This is a genomic window from Eoetvoesiella caeni, assembly GCF_003315175.1.
GTDB lineage: Bacteria > Pseudomonadota > Gammaproteobacteria > Burkholderiales > Burkholderiaceae_B > Eoetvoesia > Eoetvoesia caeni.
Genome location: NZ_QNRQ01000010.1, coordinates 83,920 through 102,021 on the forward strand (window position 1 = coordinate 83,920; position 18,102 = coordinate 102,021).

Sequence of the window (18,102 nt, forward strand, 5' to 3'; positions counted from 1 at the left end):
CACCCCCACTTACAGGATGCCGGTGGCTTCGGTGAGCAGCCAGATGCCGATCACGAGCAGCACGGCGCCGATGGCGACGGTCAAGCCGAACTGGCCCCACGTCTTGCGGCCCGTATGGATCTCCGCATAGGTGCCATAGGCGTGGTAGCACACCCCAATGAACATCGAGGCCACCACCAGCAGGGCCACGAGCATGATGATGTCGTAGCCATAGTTGCGGATGGTCTCCATGATGCCGTTGCCGGTGCCGCGCGTCGGGTTCTCGATTTGCGGCAGCCCTTGCGCAACAGACAGCGCGGGCAGCGCGGCGGCGCCCAAGGCCACGGCGGCGCGCCGGGCAAGGCGAATGGTGAGGCGGTTTTGCATGATCAGTCCTTTCAGGAGAGGAGGAAATAAGTCAGCACGAGGTACATCGCGGCAAAACGGATACACACACCCAGGAACTGGCGCTGATTCAGACGGTTCTCGGACCAGCCCACATAGGCCGTCCGGATAGCCCACACTCCCCAGAGCAGCAGGACGGCGAACACGACGCCGACCAGTACGGTCGCCATCGCGGCGGGCATGATGCCGCTATTGGCTTGAAATGCCGAGATCTGCGCGCCGTTCATGGCCGACTCTCCACTGCCGTCGTCGGAGGCAGTGGCGCCTGCGGCTCGAGGCCCCGCTCGGCGCGATAGTCGCCGGCCAGTTCAGCTGGATCGCGCGGCTGGGCGCGTGACGGTGCAAGGTAGTCTTGGATGCCGGCGCGCACGCGTGCCAGGTCAGCCAAAAGCCTTGGATAATCGAAGTGGTAGCGCTCGCCCGGCACGACGGAAGCGTGTGCGGCACTGCCGACGATAGTGTGCTCCAGGGCGCCGAGATGACGCAACGCACCAGCCAACTCGTAGCGCTGTGCCAGGGACTCGGCCCAAACTATTGGAGACTGCCCCATCAGGAGGACTACCAGGAAGAAGGCGGACACACCCTGACGTGCGGCTGTGTGCAGCCAAATCGAAACCATCATCACGCCATTCCCCTGGACAGTCAGTAATGGCTAGATTGTGGGAATCGGAGCTGTCGTAAGCCGCAAACTATAGGGAACCCGACACCACCAACTTGATTTGTCAGTTACCTTCGTGATTCGGTGCCGTGCAAGCGCTCGGAAATGTGATAGGGAGCCGACCATAACGAATATGGATCCAGCAGGGCTACTCAGCGGTACGCCATCTCATCGCGCAAGGCATCCACCACCAACGAGAATGCTGGCGAGGGTTGCCGACGACTGGGGTAATACAGGTAGTACCCTGCAAAGGGAGCACACCAGTCTTGCAATACGCGCACCAGACGTCCTTCCTCTATGTGCGGGTCGAATTCTCCGTCGGGTAACCACGCTACCCCCAGTCCCGCCAGGGCTGCATCCACGATAGTGGGCGAGGTGTTGATAACGAGCTGACCCTCCACTCGAACATTGACCTGCTGGCCCTTGCGCTGGAAGTCCCAGACGAAGAGGCCGCCCCCGGACTGCATCCGCATATTGATGCATCTATGGTTCATCAGATCGCGCGGGTGCTTGGGCTTGGGATGTGTCTTGAAATAGCCGGGGGAGGCTGCGACCGCCATGCGAAGCGGTGGCCCGATCGGCAGCGCGATCATGTCCTTGTCGATGGTGTCCCCCAGCCGAACCCCGGCGTCGAAGCGGTCGGCCACGATGTCGCGAAAGCCGTAGTTCACATCGAGCTCGATCTTGACGTCAGGGTATTCAAGCAGCAGCGGCGCGAGCCTGGGCAGCAGCGTGTGCCGTGAGACGTAGTCTCCGCAGGTGATTCGCACCGTCCCGGCTGGCTTGTCGCGCATCTGCGTGATGTCGTCCAGCTCTGACTCGATCTCATCAAAGCGATGCCCGATGGCGTTCAAAAGCCGTTCGCCTGCCGTAGTGGGGGAAACGCTGCGGGTCGTGCGCGTGAGCAGGCGAATCTTCAACCGCGCCTCCAGACCGCTGATGGCCTGGCTGATTGCTGACTGGGTCACTCCCAGCAATGCTGCGGCACGGGTGAAGCTGCCTTCCCGTGCAACGGTGACGAAATACAGGAGATCGTTGAGGTTGTGTCTGGCCATGAAACCAGTATTTCACGAACAATTAATTAGTACAACTAATAAGGCATTTAAGACTTCATTAGCTAGTCAATGCCCTTCATCTCCGTCATGATGCACGTCGTAGAAAGACTCGACGCGCCGCTGGTGTACGCATCGCCTTCGAGTGTGGTGAGCTGGTGCGGCATGCACCGCTCGATTGAGATAGGAAAGGACATTTATTGTGAATGTAGTTGCTGAAGCCGACAGGGCTGTCTCTCGCCAAGAAGGTGCGGATACGGGGCGCCGTAACTTGCTCAAACTGACGGGTTTGGGGATCGCTGCGATGACCGGGGCCATGACTACGGGGTCGGCCTTCGCGCAGCGCCAGGAGTCGCTTGGCGACAAGTGGGATAAGACCTTTCCCAAAAGCAGCCGCGTGAATCATACGAAAGTCGTCTTCAAGAATCGCTACGGCATCACCTTGGCGGCTGATTTGTATCAGCCAAAGGGCACCAGAGGCAAATTGGCCGCACTCGCTGTCAGTGGCCCCTTCGGCGCAGTGAAGGAGCAGTCCTCGGGCCTGTATGCACAGACTATGGCCGAGCGCGGGTTCATTACGCTGGCGTTCGACCCCTCGTACACCGGGGAAAGCGGTGGTGAGCCACGCAATGTGGCCTCGGCGGACATCAATACCGAGGACTTCAGCGCCGCTGTGGATTTCCTGGGTCTGCATCCAAATGTGGATCGCAACCGCATTGGGGTGATCGGAATCTGCGGCTTGAGCGGCATGGCGCTGACCGCCGCAAGCAGCGATTCTCGTATTAAGGCGGTGGCCACAGCCTCTATGTACGACATGTCCCGCAGCATCAGTCGCGGCTACAAAGACGGCTACACGCTGGAACAACGCCACAAGATCATCGATTACCTCAGCCAGCAGCGTTGGGTGGATGCGGAAAACGGCCGATATGGATTGGGATATCACGAAGTCCCGTTTGACGCGAACGGCAATATCGTGAAGGGGCAGCGCGTCCTTCCCGAGACTCTGCCCTCCAATGCCGACCCGGTTCTGGCTGCCTTCTTTGATTACTATCGGACTCCACGCGGCTTCCATCCCCGCAGCATCAACTCGACCACTGCGTGGACGGCCACAACACCCGTCTCGTTCTTCGGCTTCCCGATGTATGCCAACGTCGGGATGATCTCGCCACGTCCGATCCTGCTGATTGCGGGAGAAAATGCTCACTCACGCTATTACTCGGAAGATGTTTACAAAGGGGCTTCCGATCCCAAGGAGTTGCTGATCGTCCCCGGTGCAGACCACGTCGATCTTTATGACCAAGCGGACAAGATTCCGTTTGACAGGCTGACAGCATATTTCAATCGGCATCTGGTTTGAATGAGCAAAGTACGGCAACGCATTCCATGACGGATCAAGCAAACAGTGCTCTCACCAGCACCTCTTCCTCTGCACGAGGGGTCAGCGCACCGCCCGCCTATTGGGGTGGCGTCTTCGCAATGACGCTGTGCGTCTTCGCGCTCATCGCCTCCGAGTTCATGCCCGTGAGCCTGCTCACGCCCATGGCGGCCGACCTGCGGGTCACTGAAGGCATGGCTGGATGGGGTATTGCGGCATCCGGTGCCTTGGCCGTGCTGACGAGCCTGTTCATCTCTACGCTGGCGCGGCGCATGAACCGCAAGACGCTGCTCCTGGGTCTGACTGGGATTATGGCTGTGTCGGGCGCAGTCATCGCGCTGGCACCGAACTATCTCGTCTACATGATCGGGCGCTCGCTCATCGGCGTGGTGGTGGGCGGCTTCTGGTCGATGTCAGCGGCCACCGCCATGCGGCTCGTACCGACTGACCGGGTGCCGCGCGCATTGGCGATCTTCAATGGCGGCAACGCGCTGGCGACTGTGGTGGCTGCGCCGCTGGGTGCCTGGCTGGGTGGAGCCATCGGTTGGCGCGGGGCCTTCTTTTGCCTGGTGCCAGTGGCACTGGCTGCGTTCCTCTGGCAGTGGGTCAGCCTGCCCTCCATGCATATCGAACCCCGCAAGACTGGCCCTGGGCATGCATTCAAACTCTTCCGTAGCCGGGTCGTGACCCTGGGCATGCTGGGTGTGGGCCTCTTCTTCATGGGCCAGTTCACTTTGTTCACCTATGTGCGCCCCTTTCTGGAAACCGTTACACGGGTCGATGACTCCATGGTGACTATGATTTTGCTGGTCATCGGGGTAGCAGGCTTCATTGGCACCACGATGATCGGCATGATGCTCAGGTGGGGCCTCTACCGGGCTCTAATCTGCATCCCGGTGCTGATGGCGGCCATCGCTATATCTCTAGCCGAATTCGGCAACAGCTCGTCCGCAGTGATAGCGCTACTGGGCTTTTGGGGGCTGGTCGCCACTGCCGCACCGGTGGGGTGGTGGATCTGGGTGCCCCGCACATTTCCACAGGACGCTGAAGCGGGGGGTGGATTGATGGTGGCCGTGGTGCAGTTCTCGATCGCATTGGGCTCCACTGCGGGTGGTCTGTTGTTCGATCATAGCGGATACCAGAGCATGCTCGCAGCTAGTGCCGCTATCTTGCTTGTGGCCGCTGTGCTGATTTTCCTGACTGCACGCGCCGAGATGACGCGAGCCTATGAACGATGTGGTCTCCAGGGAGCAGCGGCATGATCTGCATCATCACGCAATGTCCATGACCAGCGAGAAGGCTGCCCCGGCGGCTGGAAGCCAGCTCGGGAGCAGGTGTTTAAATGATTCAGAAATTCAAGGAGTAACAGTATGACCATAAAAGCCTACGGCGCCCGCGCCGGTAATCTCCCACTGGAGCCGCTTGCAATTACACGCCGCGCACCCGGCGAGCATGACGTGCAGATCGACATCGCCTACTGTGGCGTCTGCCATTCAGATTTGCACCAGGTACGTTCGGAATGGGCAGGTACGCTCTACCCCTGCGTGCCCGGCCACGAGATCGTGGGACGTGTCTCGGCCGTGGGCGCCCATGTGTCCAGCCATAAGGTCGGCGACCTCGTGGGAGTGGGTTGTATCGTGGACAGTTGCCAGCATTGTGCTGAGTGCGATGAAGGGCTGGAGAACTACTGCGACCACATGGTGGGAACCTACAACTTTCCCACACCCGACGCACCTGGACACACCCTGGGTGGTTATTCGCAGCAGATCGTCGTGCACGAGCGCTATGTGTTGCACGTCCGGCATCCCAAGGAACAACTGGCCGCCGTGGCGCCGTTGCTGTGCGCAGGCATCACCACCTATTCGCCGCTGCGCCACTGGAAGGTAGGGCCGGGCCACAAGGTGGGCGTGGTCGGCATCGGCGGACTGGGCCATATGGGCATCAAGCTTGCGAACGCAATGGGCGCGCATGTGGTGGCCTTCACTACGTCAGAATCCAAGCGTGAAGCGGCCAAGGCGCTGGGAGCCCACGAAGTGGTCGTCTCCCGCAACCCCGAAGAAATGGCGGTGCATGCTCAGAGCCTGGATTTCATCCTCAACACGGTGGCTGCGCCACACGACCTCGATGCGTTTCTTACCCTCCTCAAGCGTGATGGCACGATGACGTTGGTGGGTGCGCCCGCCACGCCGCACCCGTCGCCTGAGGTATTCAACCTGATCATGAAACGCCGCAGCCTGGCGGGCTCGATGATAGGCGGCATCCCCGAGACCCAGGAGATGCTGGATTTCTGCGCCGAGCACGGCATCGTTGCGGACATTGAAATGATCCGCGCCGATCAGGTCAACGAGGCCTACGAACGGATGCTCAAGGGCGATGTGAAATACCGCTTCGTCATCGACTGCGCGTCACTCGGAACTTGACAATCGGGGTCGGATGCCTCCTTGTGAGGAAAAGCCGACTGCCATCTGTTATACAGGCTGACGGCTAGTAGCTATAGGTATTTCTTGAAGCTGCCAGCGGTCAGGCTCACGGTCAGTCCCAGCAAGGCTGCGCTGGGCAGCAGAATCACCAGCGGGTGCACCGAGATCGGCAGAGCCAGATAGGAGACCCACGGCAGCACGGCCAGCGGCATCAGGCTGGCCTTCGCGCGGTGGTAGATAAAGCCCGATTCACGGCCTGCCCCGAACCGGCGCACATCCCGCCGCACCAGGCCGTCAATCAGACCGACGAACGCAGCCGTGAAGATCAACGGCAGTGTAAGTACCAGAACCAGCAGGCGCACCAGGAATGTGAGTGTCGTGAAAGCCGCAGCGATCAGGTAGCTCTCGGTCCAGACATAGACTTGGCTGCTGTAGTAGCGGAAACTGCGCAACCGACCCTGGCTGGGTGCGCGGGCACGCTCGGCAGTCTGGCTTATGCGCTTCAGCAGCCCCGAGCGCACGAACACCCACTCGTAGCCGACGTCCGCAAGCTCATGGGCTGTGCGACCCGGCTCTTGCAGGATCACGCTGCGAGTGAAGTGGCCCGATAAATGTCCCAGTTCATATTGCAACATCTGCTGCGAATGGCGCCAGCCCTGATCCTTCCAGAACATATGCATGCCGACACACTCCACCACGATCGAAAACAGCAGCGAGCCGATCAGCACTCCCAGCAACCGGAACGGCAAAGTGATAGCACCAACGATCAGGCCCTGGCGCTGACTCTGCTCCCTCTGTACAGTCGAGGCGGCGTCTGTCATCACAAGGCCTCATCGCCGACGCTTTCGTCAGCAGCAGCAACAACAGAAGCGGGTTCAGCCACATCGGCATTATTCAACAAGTCGTCGGGCAAGACCGTCCCCTGTGGCGCCTGGGAACTCGTGAATTCCCACCACTGCGTGGCCTCAACGTAGCTTTGACGCATGTAGCCCGCGAGCTGCCGCAGATCCTGCGGCATGACCTCATCGAGGTCGGGCGCGGGCAGCGGCATGCGCACTTTCCACAGACTTCCCCCCTGCATCAAGGCGAAACACTGTCCCTTGGGAAGCTGGACCACATGTGAGGGTTCGATCATCGGCACGCTCTGCATGCTGATGCGGTCTTGTGTGGCGCTGGTGAAGTCCGTCGCACCATGGATATCCGAACTGTCCGTGGCCCCCGAGACGATCGTAGTGGTATAGACCTCGACCTTGGGCAATTGCCGGGTCAGCAGTTCGGCGGTCGCTGTCTCGCGCACGCGCAGCATGAACAGGTTGTTGAAGTTGCCGATGACCTGGCCGGCTTTGGCGCGGTTGCCAATGCGTGCCTCAATGTCCGAGAGCGTTTGTGTGTAGGCCGAGACCTGGATGCCCGCGCCGCCCCCTTTGTTGACCATCGGGATGAACTCATCGCCCATCAGCTCATTGAATTCGTCCGCGTGGACATTGATCGGCACCCGTGCGTCGGCCACGGCGCCGGGCAGGCCATCGTCGATCCCGTGCTTGTAGATGTGGCCGGCCACCGACACTAGGTCGGCAAACATGGAGTTGCCCACCGCCGCGGCGACCTCGGCGTCCGAGAGCGCATCCAGGCCCACATAGACCACCGCCCGCTTTCGGATGATCTGCATCCAGTCGAAGATGGGCCTGGGGTCGTTCAGATCAGCATAGTCCGGCGCCAGAAGCTGGGCGATCTTGCCGCTGGTGAGTTTTTCCAGCAGTGGCAGCAGCGAGGCGACGATCTTGTCGAAGTACGTCCTGTCGTACCGAACGGCCGAGCGCAGGCCGTCCAATACGGGGTCGTAGTTGCGCACCTGGGAGAGGTACTGTTCGAGTGCCACGACGCGCTTCTCGCGCCCGATCATGTTGCGTGGGATATTCTTGTCGTTGAGCCGAGCCTCCAGTTGAACAATGATTTCCCAGGCCTTGGGCTCGGTCCTGGCAAAGTAATGCTGGGCGTACTCGATGAACAGGGCATCGATGTTGATGACGTGGCGCTGGATCAGCATGTAATCCGGACGCTGCCCCAGTTCCACCAAGGCGCGCGCGATGATGTTCACGAAGCGCCACGCGAACTCCCTGAAGGCCGCGCTGTTGCCTTCGCCAGAGAGTTGTCCCGCGATGCGCGTGGCGACTTCCGAGATGCGACCGAAGCGGCCCACGGCGTTGTAGCGGGCACTGATTTCGGGCCAGCCCAGGTGAAAAATATAGAATTCGCCCTCTCGGCCCGCGCGCTTGGCCTCAACATACATTCGCTTCAGGAGATCCGCGTCCCCCTTGGGATCGAAGACGATGACGACCTCGTGCTCACCCGCGGTGCTCCTGCGGCGAATGTCCTGCGTGATGAAAAGCTCGGCTAGGCGGGTCTTGCCCACGCGCGTCGTGCCCAGCACGAGCGTATGCCCGACCCGTTCGGCCAGCGGCAGGCTGACGTCCACCTCGTCGGGCTCGATGCCGTGCAGCCGCGGCAGGCCGCCCACGGGTGGCAGTGGTCGAACGGGATTGAACGGCACATCCCAGGCGGTCAGCCGCGCAAGGCCGGATAACGGGAACGGCGCAAACTCCAGCCGCTCCTCCAGACGCCGTGCCAGCCGGTAGGCGCGCGTCGGCTCGACGTAGCGGCGAAATTCGGGCCGGTACGTCTGTGTGAGCCGATGGGTGTGCTTCTGCTCCCACAGAAACCCGCGCCCGATGAACAGGCGCTGTTGACTGACCGGCACGTCGCGGCTGGTCATCACATAGCGTGGCAGGCGGCGGATATTGCGCCGGTAGCGCAGGATGACGCGGGCATCGCGATAGCGGATCGCGCCATAGGCGATGAACGCCAGCGCACTGCCCACGCCCATTGTTGGGCTTAGCGCCAGCGACCAGGGGGCCACCAAGGACAGAAACGCGGCACCCGCACACGCCGCAACGGTGTATAGCTCCACCGCTGGGCGCAGCAGCACCTCGACCGGCTGCTTGCTCGACACGGTCTCACTGCTCGATGCCGGTGGCCGTGACGAGCGCCGGATAGTGGTGCAGACCCAGGCGTTCGGCCAGATCGTCGCCGGCCACCGGCGCAAGCGGCACGCCGGGCGCCAACGCGCGCAGCCGCGCCAGGGCCTGCGCGGTCTCGACGTTCACCACCAGACCGACCGCGCCGCGCTCGCGCAGCGAGGCCGCATGGTGGCGCAGCCAGGCCTGGGAGGCCTCATCGTCACCGATAACTGCGAACGGCCGCAGGCCCGGTGCCTCGATCACCCGCCGCGCGACGGTGCCGGGCGTGAGCTTGGCGCTGCGCACCGGCAGCATGGCGGTCTCGTCAACGGGCGTAGCCGGAATCTGCGGGATAGGAACGGGTGGCAGCACCGTACCGGCGCCGCGTGGCTGAAGGTCAAGGGCTTCGTAGTACGGCAGCGCCGAGTCACCCCCACGGTCTTCGACCACGATCAATGGCTCCTCGGCAGCGTATAGGGCAAGTGGCACCACCGCCGCCAGCATGAACAGGCCTCGCAGGGCTGGATGGAAATGCGTCATCGTGATGTCTCCAGGTGCGCGGCGGGCGCCGCGACAATGGGGTGAGCGCCCCGCACCCGGGCAAGGTGCCGGGACACGCTGCGCCGATACCGCGCGGCGGGTTCGCCGCCTGCTGGGCGGTGGTAGCGGCCTATCGCCAGCAACCAGTCCTCGCCAGGGGTATGCTGTTCGCGCAGAATCTGCGCGGCGATCGCCAGGTTGCGGTACGGGTCCAACAAGTCGCAGGGCTGTTCGTAGCGCTGCTTCTGGTAGCCGAGGTTGATCTGGCCCAGGCCCGCATCGATGCGCGTGTGCGGCGTTGTGCGCATCGCCTGGCGAAGACGGGTGCAGGCGTCGACGCGTGTGGCAAAGCGGTGCGATGCGCCCGCGATGTTTAGCGACCAGGGCCACGGCACGATGCGCCCTGCCCGCGCAATTCCGCTCTCCTGCAACGCCACGGCGTAAAGCACGATCGAAGGCACGCCCGCGCGCTGGGCTGCCAACTGGTAGGCGGGCGGCGGGATTTCCTGCGCACGAACGGGGCCGATCAGCAGAGCCGCCGCGAGCAGCAGCGCACGCAGGCGCCACATGGCGCGTATGGCGGTCAGGGCTCGCGCTGCCATTGGCCGTTCACCTCGCGCACGACCGCGGGCAACTCGCCGGGCAGGCCGAGCGATAGCCAGCGCCCGCTATCATGATTGAGCGTGATGCTGCCGCTACGCACTTGGGCTGGATCAATCCCGGCGCGCCGCGCCCATGCGCGGATACGGGCATCGTCGCCGCGACTGCCAACGACGTAGACGTCGAATGCCGCAGCGGCCGTCTGAAGCCGCTGGACGATCCGGTCGCAGGCCTCGCAGCCATCCTTGACGAACACCGCCATGTGCCCGCTCGACACTTGCTCGCCGGACATCAACGTGCCGCCATCCGAGGGCGTGACGCGCTCGCGCCCGGGATAGAGCCGCTGCCAGGCCTCGTCGTAGGCGCGCTGGTAGACGAGCAGCTTCTCGACACGCCGGGCTTCGGCCTGCGCCTGCAATTCGGCGTAGTGCCGACGTTCTTCATCCGAGCGGGCCTCCACGCCCAGCGCGGAGAGCGGATCCAGATTGGGCGAGTAGATGCCCAGCGGCCCTTCCATCAACTCGCGGTAGCGGGAAAACTCATCGTCACGCAGGCCCCACGCCTTGGCCAGCCGCGCGTCCTGGCTGTGCACGATCTGGCTCTGGCTCGTGCGGGCAGGCTGCACGTTGGAGGTTTGCTGAGGCGTTTGCTGGGCCGACGCTGGCAGATGCAGCGCGGTCAGCAGCGATACCAGGACTATCAGATGATATTTCATCGCATGGCTTCCTCAAGGAATCGCCACGCGGCGCGTGTGCTTGTCAACCAGAAACACCGCTATGTTCCCGTCGATGGCCTGCAAACGCCACGGGCCGACCGCATCACCCGGCAGCAGCGCCTGCACCTGACCAGGGGTGAAGGCCCCCTTGGCCGGCGCAACGGTCAGACTGCGCTCACCCGCGCGCAACTCGACGCCCACGACGCGAAACGGCAACGGTGGCGGCGCAGATTTGACCGCAACCGGCTTGGTCGGCGTGGGTGGTGGACTCGGCGGGGCAGGTGTGACAGCGCGCACCATCGCCTGGTGGGCCTCGATCTGCTCGACCTGCGAGCGCAGCGCCACGAGGTCATCTGCGGCAGCACGGCCATCCAGCCTGTGCTCGACCTGAGCGATTCGGGCCTCCAGCGCCTGGCGGACCTCTTGCAACGCTGCTGGCGTGGCGGCCTGCGGCCGCTGCTGCAAAGTCTGGGTGGCATCCGCTAGCGCGATTACCTGCGCTTCCAGACGGTGCAGGCCTGAATCGACCCGCTCCCGGTCGGCGAGTTCCCCCATTGCCTGGTAGCCCAGAAAGACGCAGATGCTCAAGCCGATCAGCCAAAGCCACAGCAAACTGAGCATGAACACGGCGGCGCTCGGGCGCCGAGGGGAGTGCGGCGTGTTCATGGCTGGACTCCGGGAAGCGGAAATATCTGCACCGCCTCGGCTACGGGCGGCTCGGGCGCCGGCTCGACCCGTGCGGGGGCTGCGGCCCGATCAAAGCAGACTTGGCGCGTGAGGTCGTCCGTGCGCAGTTCCCAGGCCGACCCGGCCAGGGTAAGCAGCGCATCGCGCAGCGTCATTGGTCCCAGATGCAGGTGCGCCGCCGGCAGCGGCAGCGCGTACAGATCGGCTGCGGCCGACGCTGTCTCGCAAAGCTGGTAACCGCTGCGCTTGAGCACATGCCGCAGCCCGTCTACGACCGTGGCGCGGGCGTCCTCGGGCATCGTCACATCGATGACCTGCGCCAGCAGGTCGCGCTGCGCCGCCATCGGCGCAAGCTCCACCAGGGTGTAGCGGCCGTACCGAACAACCGGGACGAATTCGGGTGTGTTGGGTTCGGAAGCGGGCGAGGCTTCTACGATGGAGGCTGGCGCTTGCGGCGCCGTGCGGGTCGCGCAGCCGCTGAGCAGGGCTGCGGCCAGCAGGCTGACGCCGATCAGGTGCCGGTTTGGGTGGTTTACGGGCATGGCTCGGCTCAATTGTTCGATGAGCCAATACCTTCGCAGCATGCCGCGTCGGTTGCCGCAGTCAATGGGAAACGGACTACCACCGGATTGACGCCGCCGAGCAGACTTACAGGCAATGCGGCACACTATTGGTGACTAACCACAACACCGAAACGCAATACTGAAATACGATGACGCCTGAGAACCACGCAGAGCACAGGCATGAGCTAACAAACCATCCCAGCCTTCAGGTATTAATGCCACACCTGAAAATTTATGCCCGTAAGGGGCTAAATGCGCTCCAGTCGGGCAGCAAGACCTTTCCAGGACCCGCTGTAGAGATCTACGCGGCCGACGTGACCGAGCGGGTATCTGAACTGGACAATGCCCTGACGGCTCTGCGTCTAGCCTTGGGTTTCGTGATGGACTTGGGTAGTCAATCAGCTCTAGATCCGGACATTTACCGCTACCACTACGAGAACTTCGTGTTGCGCGTCGTCGGGTTCGTGGATCGGGCACACCGCTTGGTTGGATCGGCATTACTCATGGACAAAGCTAAGTTCGAGAGTGTCGGCGGCAACAGATTCGTCACAAAACAGGTAAAAACCAACTACCCTGACATCCATGCAGCCTTGCAAGGCGTCACACAAGCCGTGGAGAGCTATAAAGGCCCACGCAATGAACTGATCCATTCGGCGGCGTATACCAGTCGCGAACTTGGCCTGTTCCAATCTATCCGCCACTTCGGCTTGGACACGGGAGACATTGACGTGGATGAGCTTGCGAGAGGTTATTTTTCGGGGGGCGCTACGGAAATCGCGCTAACTATTGCTCGCTTGGTCAAGACGCTCGCCAATTTGCTGGATGCTTTGCATCCTCTCTTCCTGATCGCAGTTGATCACGATAACGAACACCTCAAAAAGAAATCGGCCCCCGAAGGGACCGATAAAAGCTGACAACTACTCAGCACACCAACTGGCGGGCTAGCGCAACCTCCACCGAATCACCGTCTTGGTTCAGGACATCAAGCCCGGATTCGGGCACGTCGCCCGACGTGGACTGCGAGACCATAATTTTCTTGGCCATGAGTGCGAGGCACGTCATTTGCGAGGAGCCCGCATAGCCAAGATAGATGACCCGTACCGGCTGCTTCTGGCCAATGCGCCACGAACGGCGCGCCGCCTGCTGCAACGAATACACGTTATAGCCCGACTGCATGAATACAATCGTAGGAAACTCCAACAGATCCAAGCCCGTCTTGACCAGCTCGGGGTTGGTGATGAGCACGTCGATGCCACGATCCAGTTGCTCGGCGATCCAGTCCTCGCGGCGGCTGGCATCCACGCTTGCGCGCAGCACCGCCACCTTGAAGCCTTCCCGCTCCAGCAGCCCCTTCAGGCGCGACATCGTGTCGCGCGTGCCGGTGTAAACCGTGTAGACCAGCGTTTTGCGCCCTGCCGCTTTCTCCTGCTTGCAGACTTCGATCAGGTCCCGTTCCTTGGGCATGACTTCCAGCTCGTTGAACTGAGCCGGAACGAACGCCAGGGTGTTGCGCGTGCGCGGATGCGTCACCGTCTCCGACCGGAAGCAGCAATCCGGCCAGGCCAGCAGCACGTTGAGTACCACACCCAGCAAGGTCGTATCGCGCCGCGCCAGAGCCTGTTTCAGCTCCGCGGTCAGCCGGCCCGTCAGGTCGCGGTAGGCTGCAGCTTGCGCCGCATCCATCTGGACTTCACGAAACTCCTCGTCATACGGGGGCAGGACGTTGCCGCCGATATCCTTGAGTTTGAGAAAGATCGTGAACGGCAGGATGCAGCGCAGCACGCCCTTGGGGCCGAAACCCGGGGCCTTGACCGTGCGCACCGAGACCTTGGTGCCCTTAGCGGTCTTGTGCGCCGTGCCGATGCTCTCGGAATAGACATCCTTCAGGACGCCGTGATCGCGCATGAACGCCATCGCGGCTGACGTCATGCTGCCGCTTTTGGTCGGCCGGTAGCCGTCCTCGATCATCCGCCCAGGCAGCGCCCGAAACAGCAGGTGGAACAAGTCGTCGCCGTAGCCACCCATGAGCGTGCCAGTCAGCAGCAAGGTCTTGCGAGCCTTTGCCGCCAGCACCCCCATGGCCTGGCCCTGGGCACTGCCGCCGTTCTTGTACTCGTGCGCTTCGTCCGCGATCAACAAATCGAATGTGCCCTGCGGCAAATATCTCTTGATGAACTCGGACGGCTGGTAGCCGCCCTCGCCAAAGCCGAACTCCATGTTGGCCATTGCGCGTTCCATGCGCTGCGCCTGACGGTCGGAAAACACCAGTTCGCCGTTACCATCCATGAGGTTGATGAACTCGTGGATGTTGTCGCCCAGCATCGAGACCAGAAAGGCGTCGCCGAACTTCTGCATCAGCTTCTGCGCGGTGACTTCTCCGATGGTCGGGATGCGCTTCAAGGCTTTGAGCACTGCCGAGGACTGGTCGCTGCCAGACAGCGTCCTCGGGCGAATCAGCGTCCACAGGGGCGCGGCGCAATGGCCGCACTTCCTGCGGGACTCCTCGGCTTCCAGCGCGACCGGGTTGGCCGGCTCGCCGTCTAGGTCGGTGACGACCGTGCCGCAATCCGGGCACGTCGCCACATCGCCGTCGCGGGTGCGCCTCCGGGTGAAGGTGGGCCTCCAGTGAAAGCCCATGCGCATGCGCACACGCCCCATTACGAAGAACTCCTGGCCCGCGGGCTGCACACCCAACTGCTCGCGCAGCTTGATGAGCTTGACCAGTGTGTCCGGGCCGTTGAGCACCCAGACCTTGGCGCCCGCCACCGTCTCCTGGATTTCGCGGCGCCACTTGTAGACCAGGTGGGGCGGCGAAAGCACCAGGGTGCGGCGATAGCCTTCGGCATTGAGCACGGCGGCCGTGGCGATGCCGACGGTCGTTTTGCCGCAGCCCATTTCGCCGTTGATGATCGCGGCGCGCTCGCCGCGGTCGATCAGCAGCTCGGCGGCGGCATGGACGACTTCGGCCTGGGCGGGGAATAGCGTGCGCTTGAGGCTGGCGACGAGAAGCTGTCGGTGCGCCTGCGGCTGGCCGGTATAGACCGGCGGGTTGGCGCGGTTCAGCGAATCAAGTAGCTCGTCACCGAACTCGGTGACGAAATCCTGAAGGCTCAAGGTCAGAGGGGAAGGTTCCGCGTCCAGCAGCTCGCCCTGGTCGGGCGCAATGTCGGCGGCGGTATCGAGATCGAGGGACATGGTGATGCTCCAAAGAAAATGGGGCATGCACCACCCCCAGCAGGGGCGATGGCATGCCCCGGCAAGGGAAGAAAAATCGGCACGTAGCCGACGGGAGAATGAAAGGCGCACTGCGCGGGCGGTTTGCCAGCGCAGTGCGCCGTCAGAATTCGGACGGCAGCCCGATCAGGGTGGCATTGCGCCCCGTATCGGTGACGATGCGGATGCGTAGCTCACGGGTGACGACATAGTGCGCGTCGAGCCGCTCGCCGCCGATCAATGCAGCGTTGTTCCGCTGCCACTGATCATCCGAAATGTCACCCCAGTCACCACGCAGGTAGCGCTCCAGGTAAGGGATGGGATCGAGTCGGCCTTCGTGCATGAGGCGCTCGACGCCTTCGCTGAACGCCAGTGCGCCGATCTCGAACAACCGCTTGCGGCGATATTGATCGTGATGCGTAAAGGACATGGCGATGCTCCATAAAAGATGAGACATGCACCCACCACGCAGTGATGAAATGTTGCGTAGCGGAGTGCAAGCTGCGGCGCCGGGCCGCTGGGCTAAGGGCGAATCAATACTCGTCGGGCAGCAGCAAGGTCGTGACGCTGCGATCCCATTCGGTGATGATCCAGAGCTTCAGGCCGGGTGCGACCTGGTAGGACGAAAACAGGCGATCCTCGCCGGACTTCAGCGCGGCATCGTTCTGGTGCCTGTCGCTGTCGTCCAGATCGCCCCAGTCGCCGCCGAGGTGGCGGCGCAGGAACGCGGCGGGGTTGAGCCGGCCCTGTTGGACCAGTTCATCGACCCCGATAGTCATAACCACTTGCCCAGGCGAGAAACGCGGGCTCTGGACCAGGCTGATGAAAACGGCTTCGGTTGCCATGGCTCACTCCTTGAAAATGGTGAGGCCACGGCACCCCATCGGGGCGACTGGACCCCGGTGGGTGGAAGAAAATGACGGCGAACCGTCGACGTTGGAGAAACGATTAGCGGATGGTCAACACCTCGCCCCGTGTTGGGGAGCTTGGTGTCATGTCCCACGCGCGGATGACAGGTACGAACTTGTCGGTGAGGATGCGGGTCTCGGCCACTGAGCCGTCGTCGCGTTCGGTGAACTCGCGCTGGAGCGTCTTGTCCTTGTGGGTATCACCTTTGACGACAAGCAGGCGCCCTGTCTTTGAGCGCACCACGCCGGAGATCGCGCCCGCAGCCAATGCCAGGGCGAGATGCCAGTGCGACAAGGCGCGCGCCGGTGGGCGCAGCGACTGCTGCGCGACCCCCAGGTGCGTGTCCAGCGACGGCCACAGGCCCTGGAGACGGCCCACCTCATCGGCGAACTGCTCGGGCTCCATCGTCACGCGAAAGAACTGTTCCGGCTCGGCCGCACTGGTGGGGACGATGTACGGCAGGAAGGGCCATTGGCTCGGCAGCTCCTCGGCTTCGGTATCGCCTTGCCCGATCTGCAACAGCAGATTGCGCACGGCCTTGGCCGAATCCGGTGCCAGCTCTCGCTGGCGCGAGCGCCGGCCGAAGATCACCACCTGCTTGAACTGCGTGTCCACCGCTCGATAGATGCGAAGATCCGTGTAGTGGCGCGTCAGCCAGCCGACCAGTTCGGCGTCGAGGACGTAGCCCGGGACGATGAAGACCAGCACGCCGCCGTACTGCAACAGCGACAGGCTACGCTGGTAGAACAGCTTTTCGAGGCGGGCACGGCCCTGGCCCTGATAGCCGATGTTGCCGTTGACGTCCTTGGACAGGTCGCCATACGGCGGGTTGAGCCAGAGCAGCCCGAACGACTGCTTGGAGATCATCGTGTCCATCAGGTCTGCGTGCAGGCAGTGATCGACCAGACCGCGGGCATGGCGTGCCCGCTCCGCGTCGAACTCGACGGCGAACGCTTTGGCCTGCTCGCGCCCGAGGGCATGAGCGGCTTCGGCGATCGCCACGCCTTCGCCGGCGCAAGGATCGAGGATGTACATTGGCCCGTCGCTGGGCATCAGTGCGTTCAGCGCTCTTTCGAGCGTGGGTTCGTCGGTCGGGTAATACCCGTTCTTGGCGAAATTGCGGGCAAGCCGCGGGAACATGAGGGCCATGGAAATCTCCTGAGTAGCATGGATAAAAGAAAGCGGACGTGCGTGGCCGGTGCGCCACGGATGCACGTCCGGTGCAGAGGTAGAGGCCTCACGCCGCCGCTTTGAGCAGTGGTTCAGAAGCCAGCCCAGACGGATGCGGCTCAGTGGTGAGTACGTCATTGCGAATCAGACCGCCCAGCGCCTGAGTCAGCGCTGGCACGTCGATGGCGAGCCGATGGCCCTCCAACAGCCCGAGGGAAAAAGGAAGGCGGACCAGCATCTGACGGGTTTGCAACAGCTCCAACACCGTTTCGCGCCAGTGGTCGAGCAAGGGCAGCGGGCAGGTGTCCCGCACCAACGCCCACAGGCGATCTTGCCGGTGCGCGCTGCCCTGTGGCAGCAAAGCCAGAGCGCTGGCGTTGGCCTTGTCAGGCTTGACGCAGCGCTGGTCGAACAGCCACAGATTGGACAAAGAACCGAACAGGGTGCGCCGGAAGACGCGCGTGGTGCGCTTCTCCAGGCGATCGACGTTGCCGATGAACACCGGGACGCTGTCGCCCTGATCGGTGATGATGTGAAACTGGTCCAGTCCCTGCTCACTCTGCCCGAGGGTCAGGCAAGCGAGGAACTGCTGGACGGCGGTGTCGCGTGCCCAGATCGAGACGAAGATCAGATCGCCTTGGTCATCGCCAACGCAAGCGTCGGCCATGACGTCCGGGCACTCGTCGATGCGGTATAGCGGCTGTGGAGATGAAAGTACGGGCATGGTGGAGTCCTCGATGAAATGAGGGGCAGCACCGCCCGCAAGGGGCAGTGGCTGCCCCGCTGGGGGAAAAAATAC

20 protein-coding genes are annotated in these 18,102 nt (G+C 62.7%); 4 read left to right on the top strand and 16 right to left on the bottom strand.

Features of this window, described 5'->3' with window-relative positions:
* Positions 1-9 precede the first annotated feature (9 nt).
* The 4 genes from DFR37_RS16395 to DFR37_RS16410 all read right to left on the bottom strand — a co-directional run bounded on the left by DFR37_RS16395 (position 10) and on the right by DFR37_RS16410 (position 2,097).
* On the bottom strand, positions 10-366 hold the full coding sequence (locus tag DFR37_RS16395; RefSeq protein WP_113934348.1) for a TIGR03745 family integrating conjugative element membrane protein: 357 nt from the start codon (positions 364-366) through the stop codon (positions 10-12).
* A gap of 11 nt (positions 367-377) precedes the next feature.
* A complete protein-coding gene (locus DFR37_RS16400; protein WP_113934349.1) occupies positions 378-611 on the bottom strand; it encodes a TIGR03758 family integrating conjugative element protein in 234 nt (77 codons plus the stop codon).
* Positions 608-1,006 (bottom strand): integrative conjugative element protein, RAQPRD family, encoded by a 399-nt coding sequence (locus DFR37_RS16405; protein ID WP_113934350.1) that lies wholly within the window; start codon positions 1,004-1,006, stop codon positions 608-610. The genes DFR37_RS16400 and DFR37_RS16405 overlap by 4 nt, the downstream gene beginning before the upstream one ends.
* Before the next feature lie 188 nt (positions 1,007-1,194).
* Positions 1,195-2,097, bottom strand: coding sequence for a LysR family transcriptional regulator (locus tag DFR37_RS16410; protein ID WP_113934351.1), 903 nt, complete (start codon positions 2,095-2,097; stop codon positions 1,195-1,197).
* Positions 2,098-2,296: 199 nt separating this feature from the next.
* On the opposite strand from DFR37_RS16410, the gene DFR37_RS16415 reads away from it, so the two are divergent.
* The 3 genes from DFR37_RS16415 (at position 2,297) to DFR37_RS16425 (ending at position 5,889) form a co-directional block, all read left to right on the top strand.
* A complete protein-coding gene (locus tag DFR37_RS16415) occupies positions 2,297-3,451 on the top strand; it encodes an alpha/beta hydrolase (RefSeq protein WP_113934352.1) in 1,155 nt (384 codons plus the stop codon).
* Between the two features lie 119 nt (positions 3,452-3,570).
* Positions 3,571-4,731 (top strand): MFS transporter, encoded by a 1,161-nt coding sequence (locus tag DFR37_RS16420; RefSeq protein ID WP_113934412.1) that lies wholly within the window; start codon positions 3,571-3,573, stop codon positions 4,729-4,731.
* Between the two features lie 108 nt (positions 4,732-4,839).
* Entirely contained in the window at positions 4,840-5,889 is a 1,050-nt protein-coding gene (locus tag DFR37_RS16425; protein ID WP_113934353.1) for an NAD(P)-dependent alcohol dehydrogenase, read from the top strand.
* Between the two features lie 71 nt (positions 5,890-5,960).
* Here DFR37_RS16425 and DFR37_RS16430 read toward each other — a convergent pair whose 3' ends face one another.
* The 7 genes from DFR37_RS16430 to pilL2 are packed head-to-tail and all read right to left on the bottom strand — an operon-like array spanning position 5,961 to position 11,990.
* Positions 5,961-6,710, bottom strand: coding sequence for a TIGR03747 family integrating conjugative element membrane protein (locus DFR37_RS16430; RefSeq protein ID WP_113934354.1), 750 nt, complete (start codon positions 6,708-6,710; stop codon positions 5,961-5,963).
* A complete protein-coding gene (gene traD, locus DFR37_RS16435; RefSeq protein ID WP_113934355.1) occupies positions 6,710-8,899 on the bottom strand; it encodes a type IV conjugative transfer system coupling protein TraD in 2,190 nt (729 codons plus the stop codon). Before traD ends, DFR37_RS16430 begins: the two co-directional genes overlap by 1 nt.
* A gap of 4 nt (positions 8,900-8,903) precedes the next feature.
* Entirely contained in the window at positions 8,904-9,446 is a 543-nt protein-coding gene (locus DFR37_RS16440) for an integrating conjugative element protein (protein ID WP_113934356.1), read from the bottom strand.
* Positions 9,443-10,048 carry a lysozyme family protein gene (locus DFR37_RS16445; RefSeq protein ID WP_113934357.1) on the bottom strand — a complete coding sequence of 202 codons (606 nt, stop codon included), beginning with the start codon at positions 10,046-10,048 and terminating at the stop codon, positions 9,443-9,445. The genes DFR37_RS16440 and DFR37_RS16445 overlap by 4 nt, the downstream gene beginning before the upstream one ends.
* Positions 10,030-10,761 carry a TIGR03759 family integrating conjugative element protein gene (locus DFR37_RS16450; RefSeq protein WP_113934358.1) on the bottom strand — a complete coding sequence of 244 codons (732 nt, stop codon included), beginning with the start codon at positions 10,759-10,761 and terminating at the stop codon, positions 10,030-10,032. Before DFR37_RS16450 ends, DFR37_RS16445 begins: the two co-directional genes overlap by 19 nt.
* 12 nt (positions 10,762-10,773) lie before the next feature.
* Entirely contained in the window at positions 10,774-11,427 is a 654-nt protein-coding gene (locus tag DFR37_RS16455; protein WP_113934359.1) for a hypothetical protein, read from the bottom strand.
* A complete protein-coding gene (gene pilL2, locus DFR37_RS16460) occupies positions 11,424-11,990 on the bottom strand; it encodes a PFGI-1 class ICE element type IV pilus protein PilL2 (RefSeq protein WP_113934360.1) in 567 nt (188 codons plus the stop codon). Before pilL2 ends, DFR37_RS16455 begins: the two co-directional genes overlap by 4 nt.
* Positions 11,991-12,160: 170 nt before the next feature.
* Here pilL2 and DFR37_RS16465 point away from each other — a divergent pair, with 170 nt between their 5' ends.
* Complete coding sequence (locus DFR37_RS16465; RefSeq protein ID WP_113934361.1) at positions 12,161-12,925, top strand: Cthe_2314 family HEPN domain-containing protein; 765 nt, start codon at positions 12,161-12,163, stop codon at positions 12,923-12,925.
* 7 nt (positions 12,926-12,932) lie between these two features.
* On the opposite strand, the gene DFR37_RS16470 is transcribed toward DFR37_RS16465, so the two are convergent.
* From DFR37_RS16470 to DFR37_RS16490, 5 genes are all read right to left on the bottom strand, one after another.
* On the bottom strand, positions 12,933-15,206 hold the full coding sequence (locus DFR37_RS16470) for a helicase-related protein (protein WP_113934362.1): 2,274 nt from the start codon (positions 15,204-15,206) through the stop codon (positions 12,933-12,935).
* Positions 15,207-15,348: 142 nt separating this feature from the next.
* The gene (locus tag DFR37_RS16475; RefSeq protein WP_113934363.1) at positions 15,349-15,654 is read right to left on the bottom strand and encodes a hypothetical protein; all 306 of its coding nucleotides are present in this window, start codon (positions 15,652-15,654) and stop codon (positions 15,349-15,351) included.
* Between the two features lie 103 nt (positions 15,655-15,757).
* On the bottom strand, positions 15,758-16,069 hold the full coding sequence (locus tag DFR37_RS16480) for a hypothetical protein (protein WP_113934364.1): 312 nt from the start codon (positions 16,067-16,069) through the stop codon (positions 15,758-15,760).
* Positions 16,070-16,172: 103 nt separating this feature from the next.
* Positions 16,173-17,282 (bottom strand): DUF6094 domain-containing protein, encoded by a 1,110-nt coding sequence (locus tag DFR37_RS16485; RefSeq protein WP_113934365.1) that lies wholly within the window; start codon positions 17,280-17,282, stop codon positions 16,173-16,175.
* Positions 17,283-17,370: 88 nt separating this feature from the next.
* Complete coding sequence (locus DFR37_RS16490; protein ID WP_113934366.1) at positions 17,371-18,027, bottom strand: hypothetical protein; 657 nt, start codon at positions 18,025-18,027, stop codon at positions 17,371-17,373.
* Between the last annotated feature and the right edge of the window lie 75 nt (positions 18,028-18,102).

What these genes read in the sequence shown, in the direction of transcription:
- DFR37_RS16395 (WP_113934348.1), bottom strand. Translation starts at nt 366, where the DNA reads ATGCAAAACCGCCTCACCATTCGCCTTGCCCGGCGCGCCGCCGTGGCC.
- DFR37_RS16400 (WP_113934349.1), bottom strand. Translation starts at nt 611, where the DNA reads ATGAACGGCGCGCAGATCTCGGCATTTCAAGCCAATAGCGGCATCATG.
- DFR37_RS16405 (WP_113934350.1), bottom strand. Translation starts at nt 1,006, where the DNA reads ATGATGGTTTCGATTTGGCTGCACACAGCCGCACGTCAGGGTGTGTCC.
- DFR37_RS16410 (WP_113934351.1), bottom strand. Translation starts at nt 2,097, where the DNA reads ATGGCCAGACACAACCTCAACGATCTCCTGTATTTCGTCACCGTTGCA.
- DFR37_RS16420 (WP_113934412.1), top strand. Translation starts at nt 3,571, where the DNA reads ATGACGCTGTGCGTCTTCGCGCTCATCGCCTCCGAGTTCATGCCCGTG.
- DFR37_RS16425 (WP_113934353.1), top strand. Translation starts at nt 4,840, where the DNA reads ATGACCATAAAAGCCTACGGCGCCCGCGCCGGTAATCTCCCACTGGAG.
- DFR37_RS16430 (WP_113934354.1), bottom strand. Translation starts at nt 6,710, where the DNA reads ATGACAGACGCCGCCTCGACTGTACAGAGGGAGCAGAGTCAGCGCCAG.
- DFR37_RS16440 (WP_113934356.1), bottom strand. Translation starts at nt 9,446, where the DNA reads ATGACGCATTTCCATCCAGCCCTGCGAGGCCTGTTCATGCTGGCGGCG.
- DFR37_RS16445 (WP_113934357.1), bottom strand. Translation starts at nt 10,048, where the DNA reads ATGGCAGCGCGAGCCCTGACCGCCATACGCGCCATGTGGCGCCTGCGT.
- DFR37_RS16450 (WP_113934358.1), bottom strand. Translation starts at nt 10,761, where the DNA reads ATGAAATATCATCTGATAGTCCTGGTATCGCTGCTGACCGCGCTGCAT.
- DFR37_RS16455 (WP_113934359.1), bottom strand. Translation starts at nt 11,427, where the DNA reads ATGAACACGCCGCACTCCCCTCGGCGCCCGAGCGCCGCCGTGTTCATG.
- pilL2 (WP_113934360.1), bottom strand. Translation starts at nt 11,990, where the DNA reads ATGCCCGTAAACCACCCAAACCGGCACCTGATCGGCGTCAGCCTGCTG.
- DFR37_RS16465 (WP_113934361.1), top strand. Translation starts at nt 12,161, where the DNA reads ATGACGCCTGAGAACCACGCAGAGCACAGGCATGAGCTAACAAACCAT.
- DFR37_RS16470 (WP_113934362.1), bottom strand. Translation starts at nt 15,206, where the DNA reads ATGTCCCTCGATCTCGATACCGCCGCCGACATTGCGCCCGACCAGGGC.
- DFR37_RS16475 (WP_113934363.1), bottom strand. Translation starts at nt 15,654, where the DNA reads ATGTCCTTTACGCATCACGATCAATATCGCCGCAAGCGGTTGTTCGAG.
- DFR37_RS16480 (WP_113934364.1), bottom strand. Translation starts at nt 16,069, where the DNA reads ATGGCAACCGAAGCCGTTTTCATCAGCCTGGTCCAGAGCCCGCGTTTC.
- DFR37_RS16485 (WP_113934365.1), bottom strand. Translation starts at nt 17,282, where the DNA reads ATGGCCCTCATGTTCCCGCGGCTTGCCCGCAATTTCGCCAAGAACGGG.
- DFR37_RS16490 (WP_113934366.1), bottom strand. Translation starts at nt 18,027, where the DNA reads ATGCCCGTACTTTCATCTCCACAGCCGCTATACCGCATCGACGAGTGC.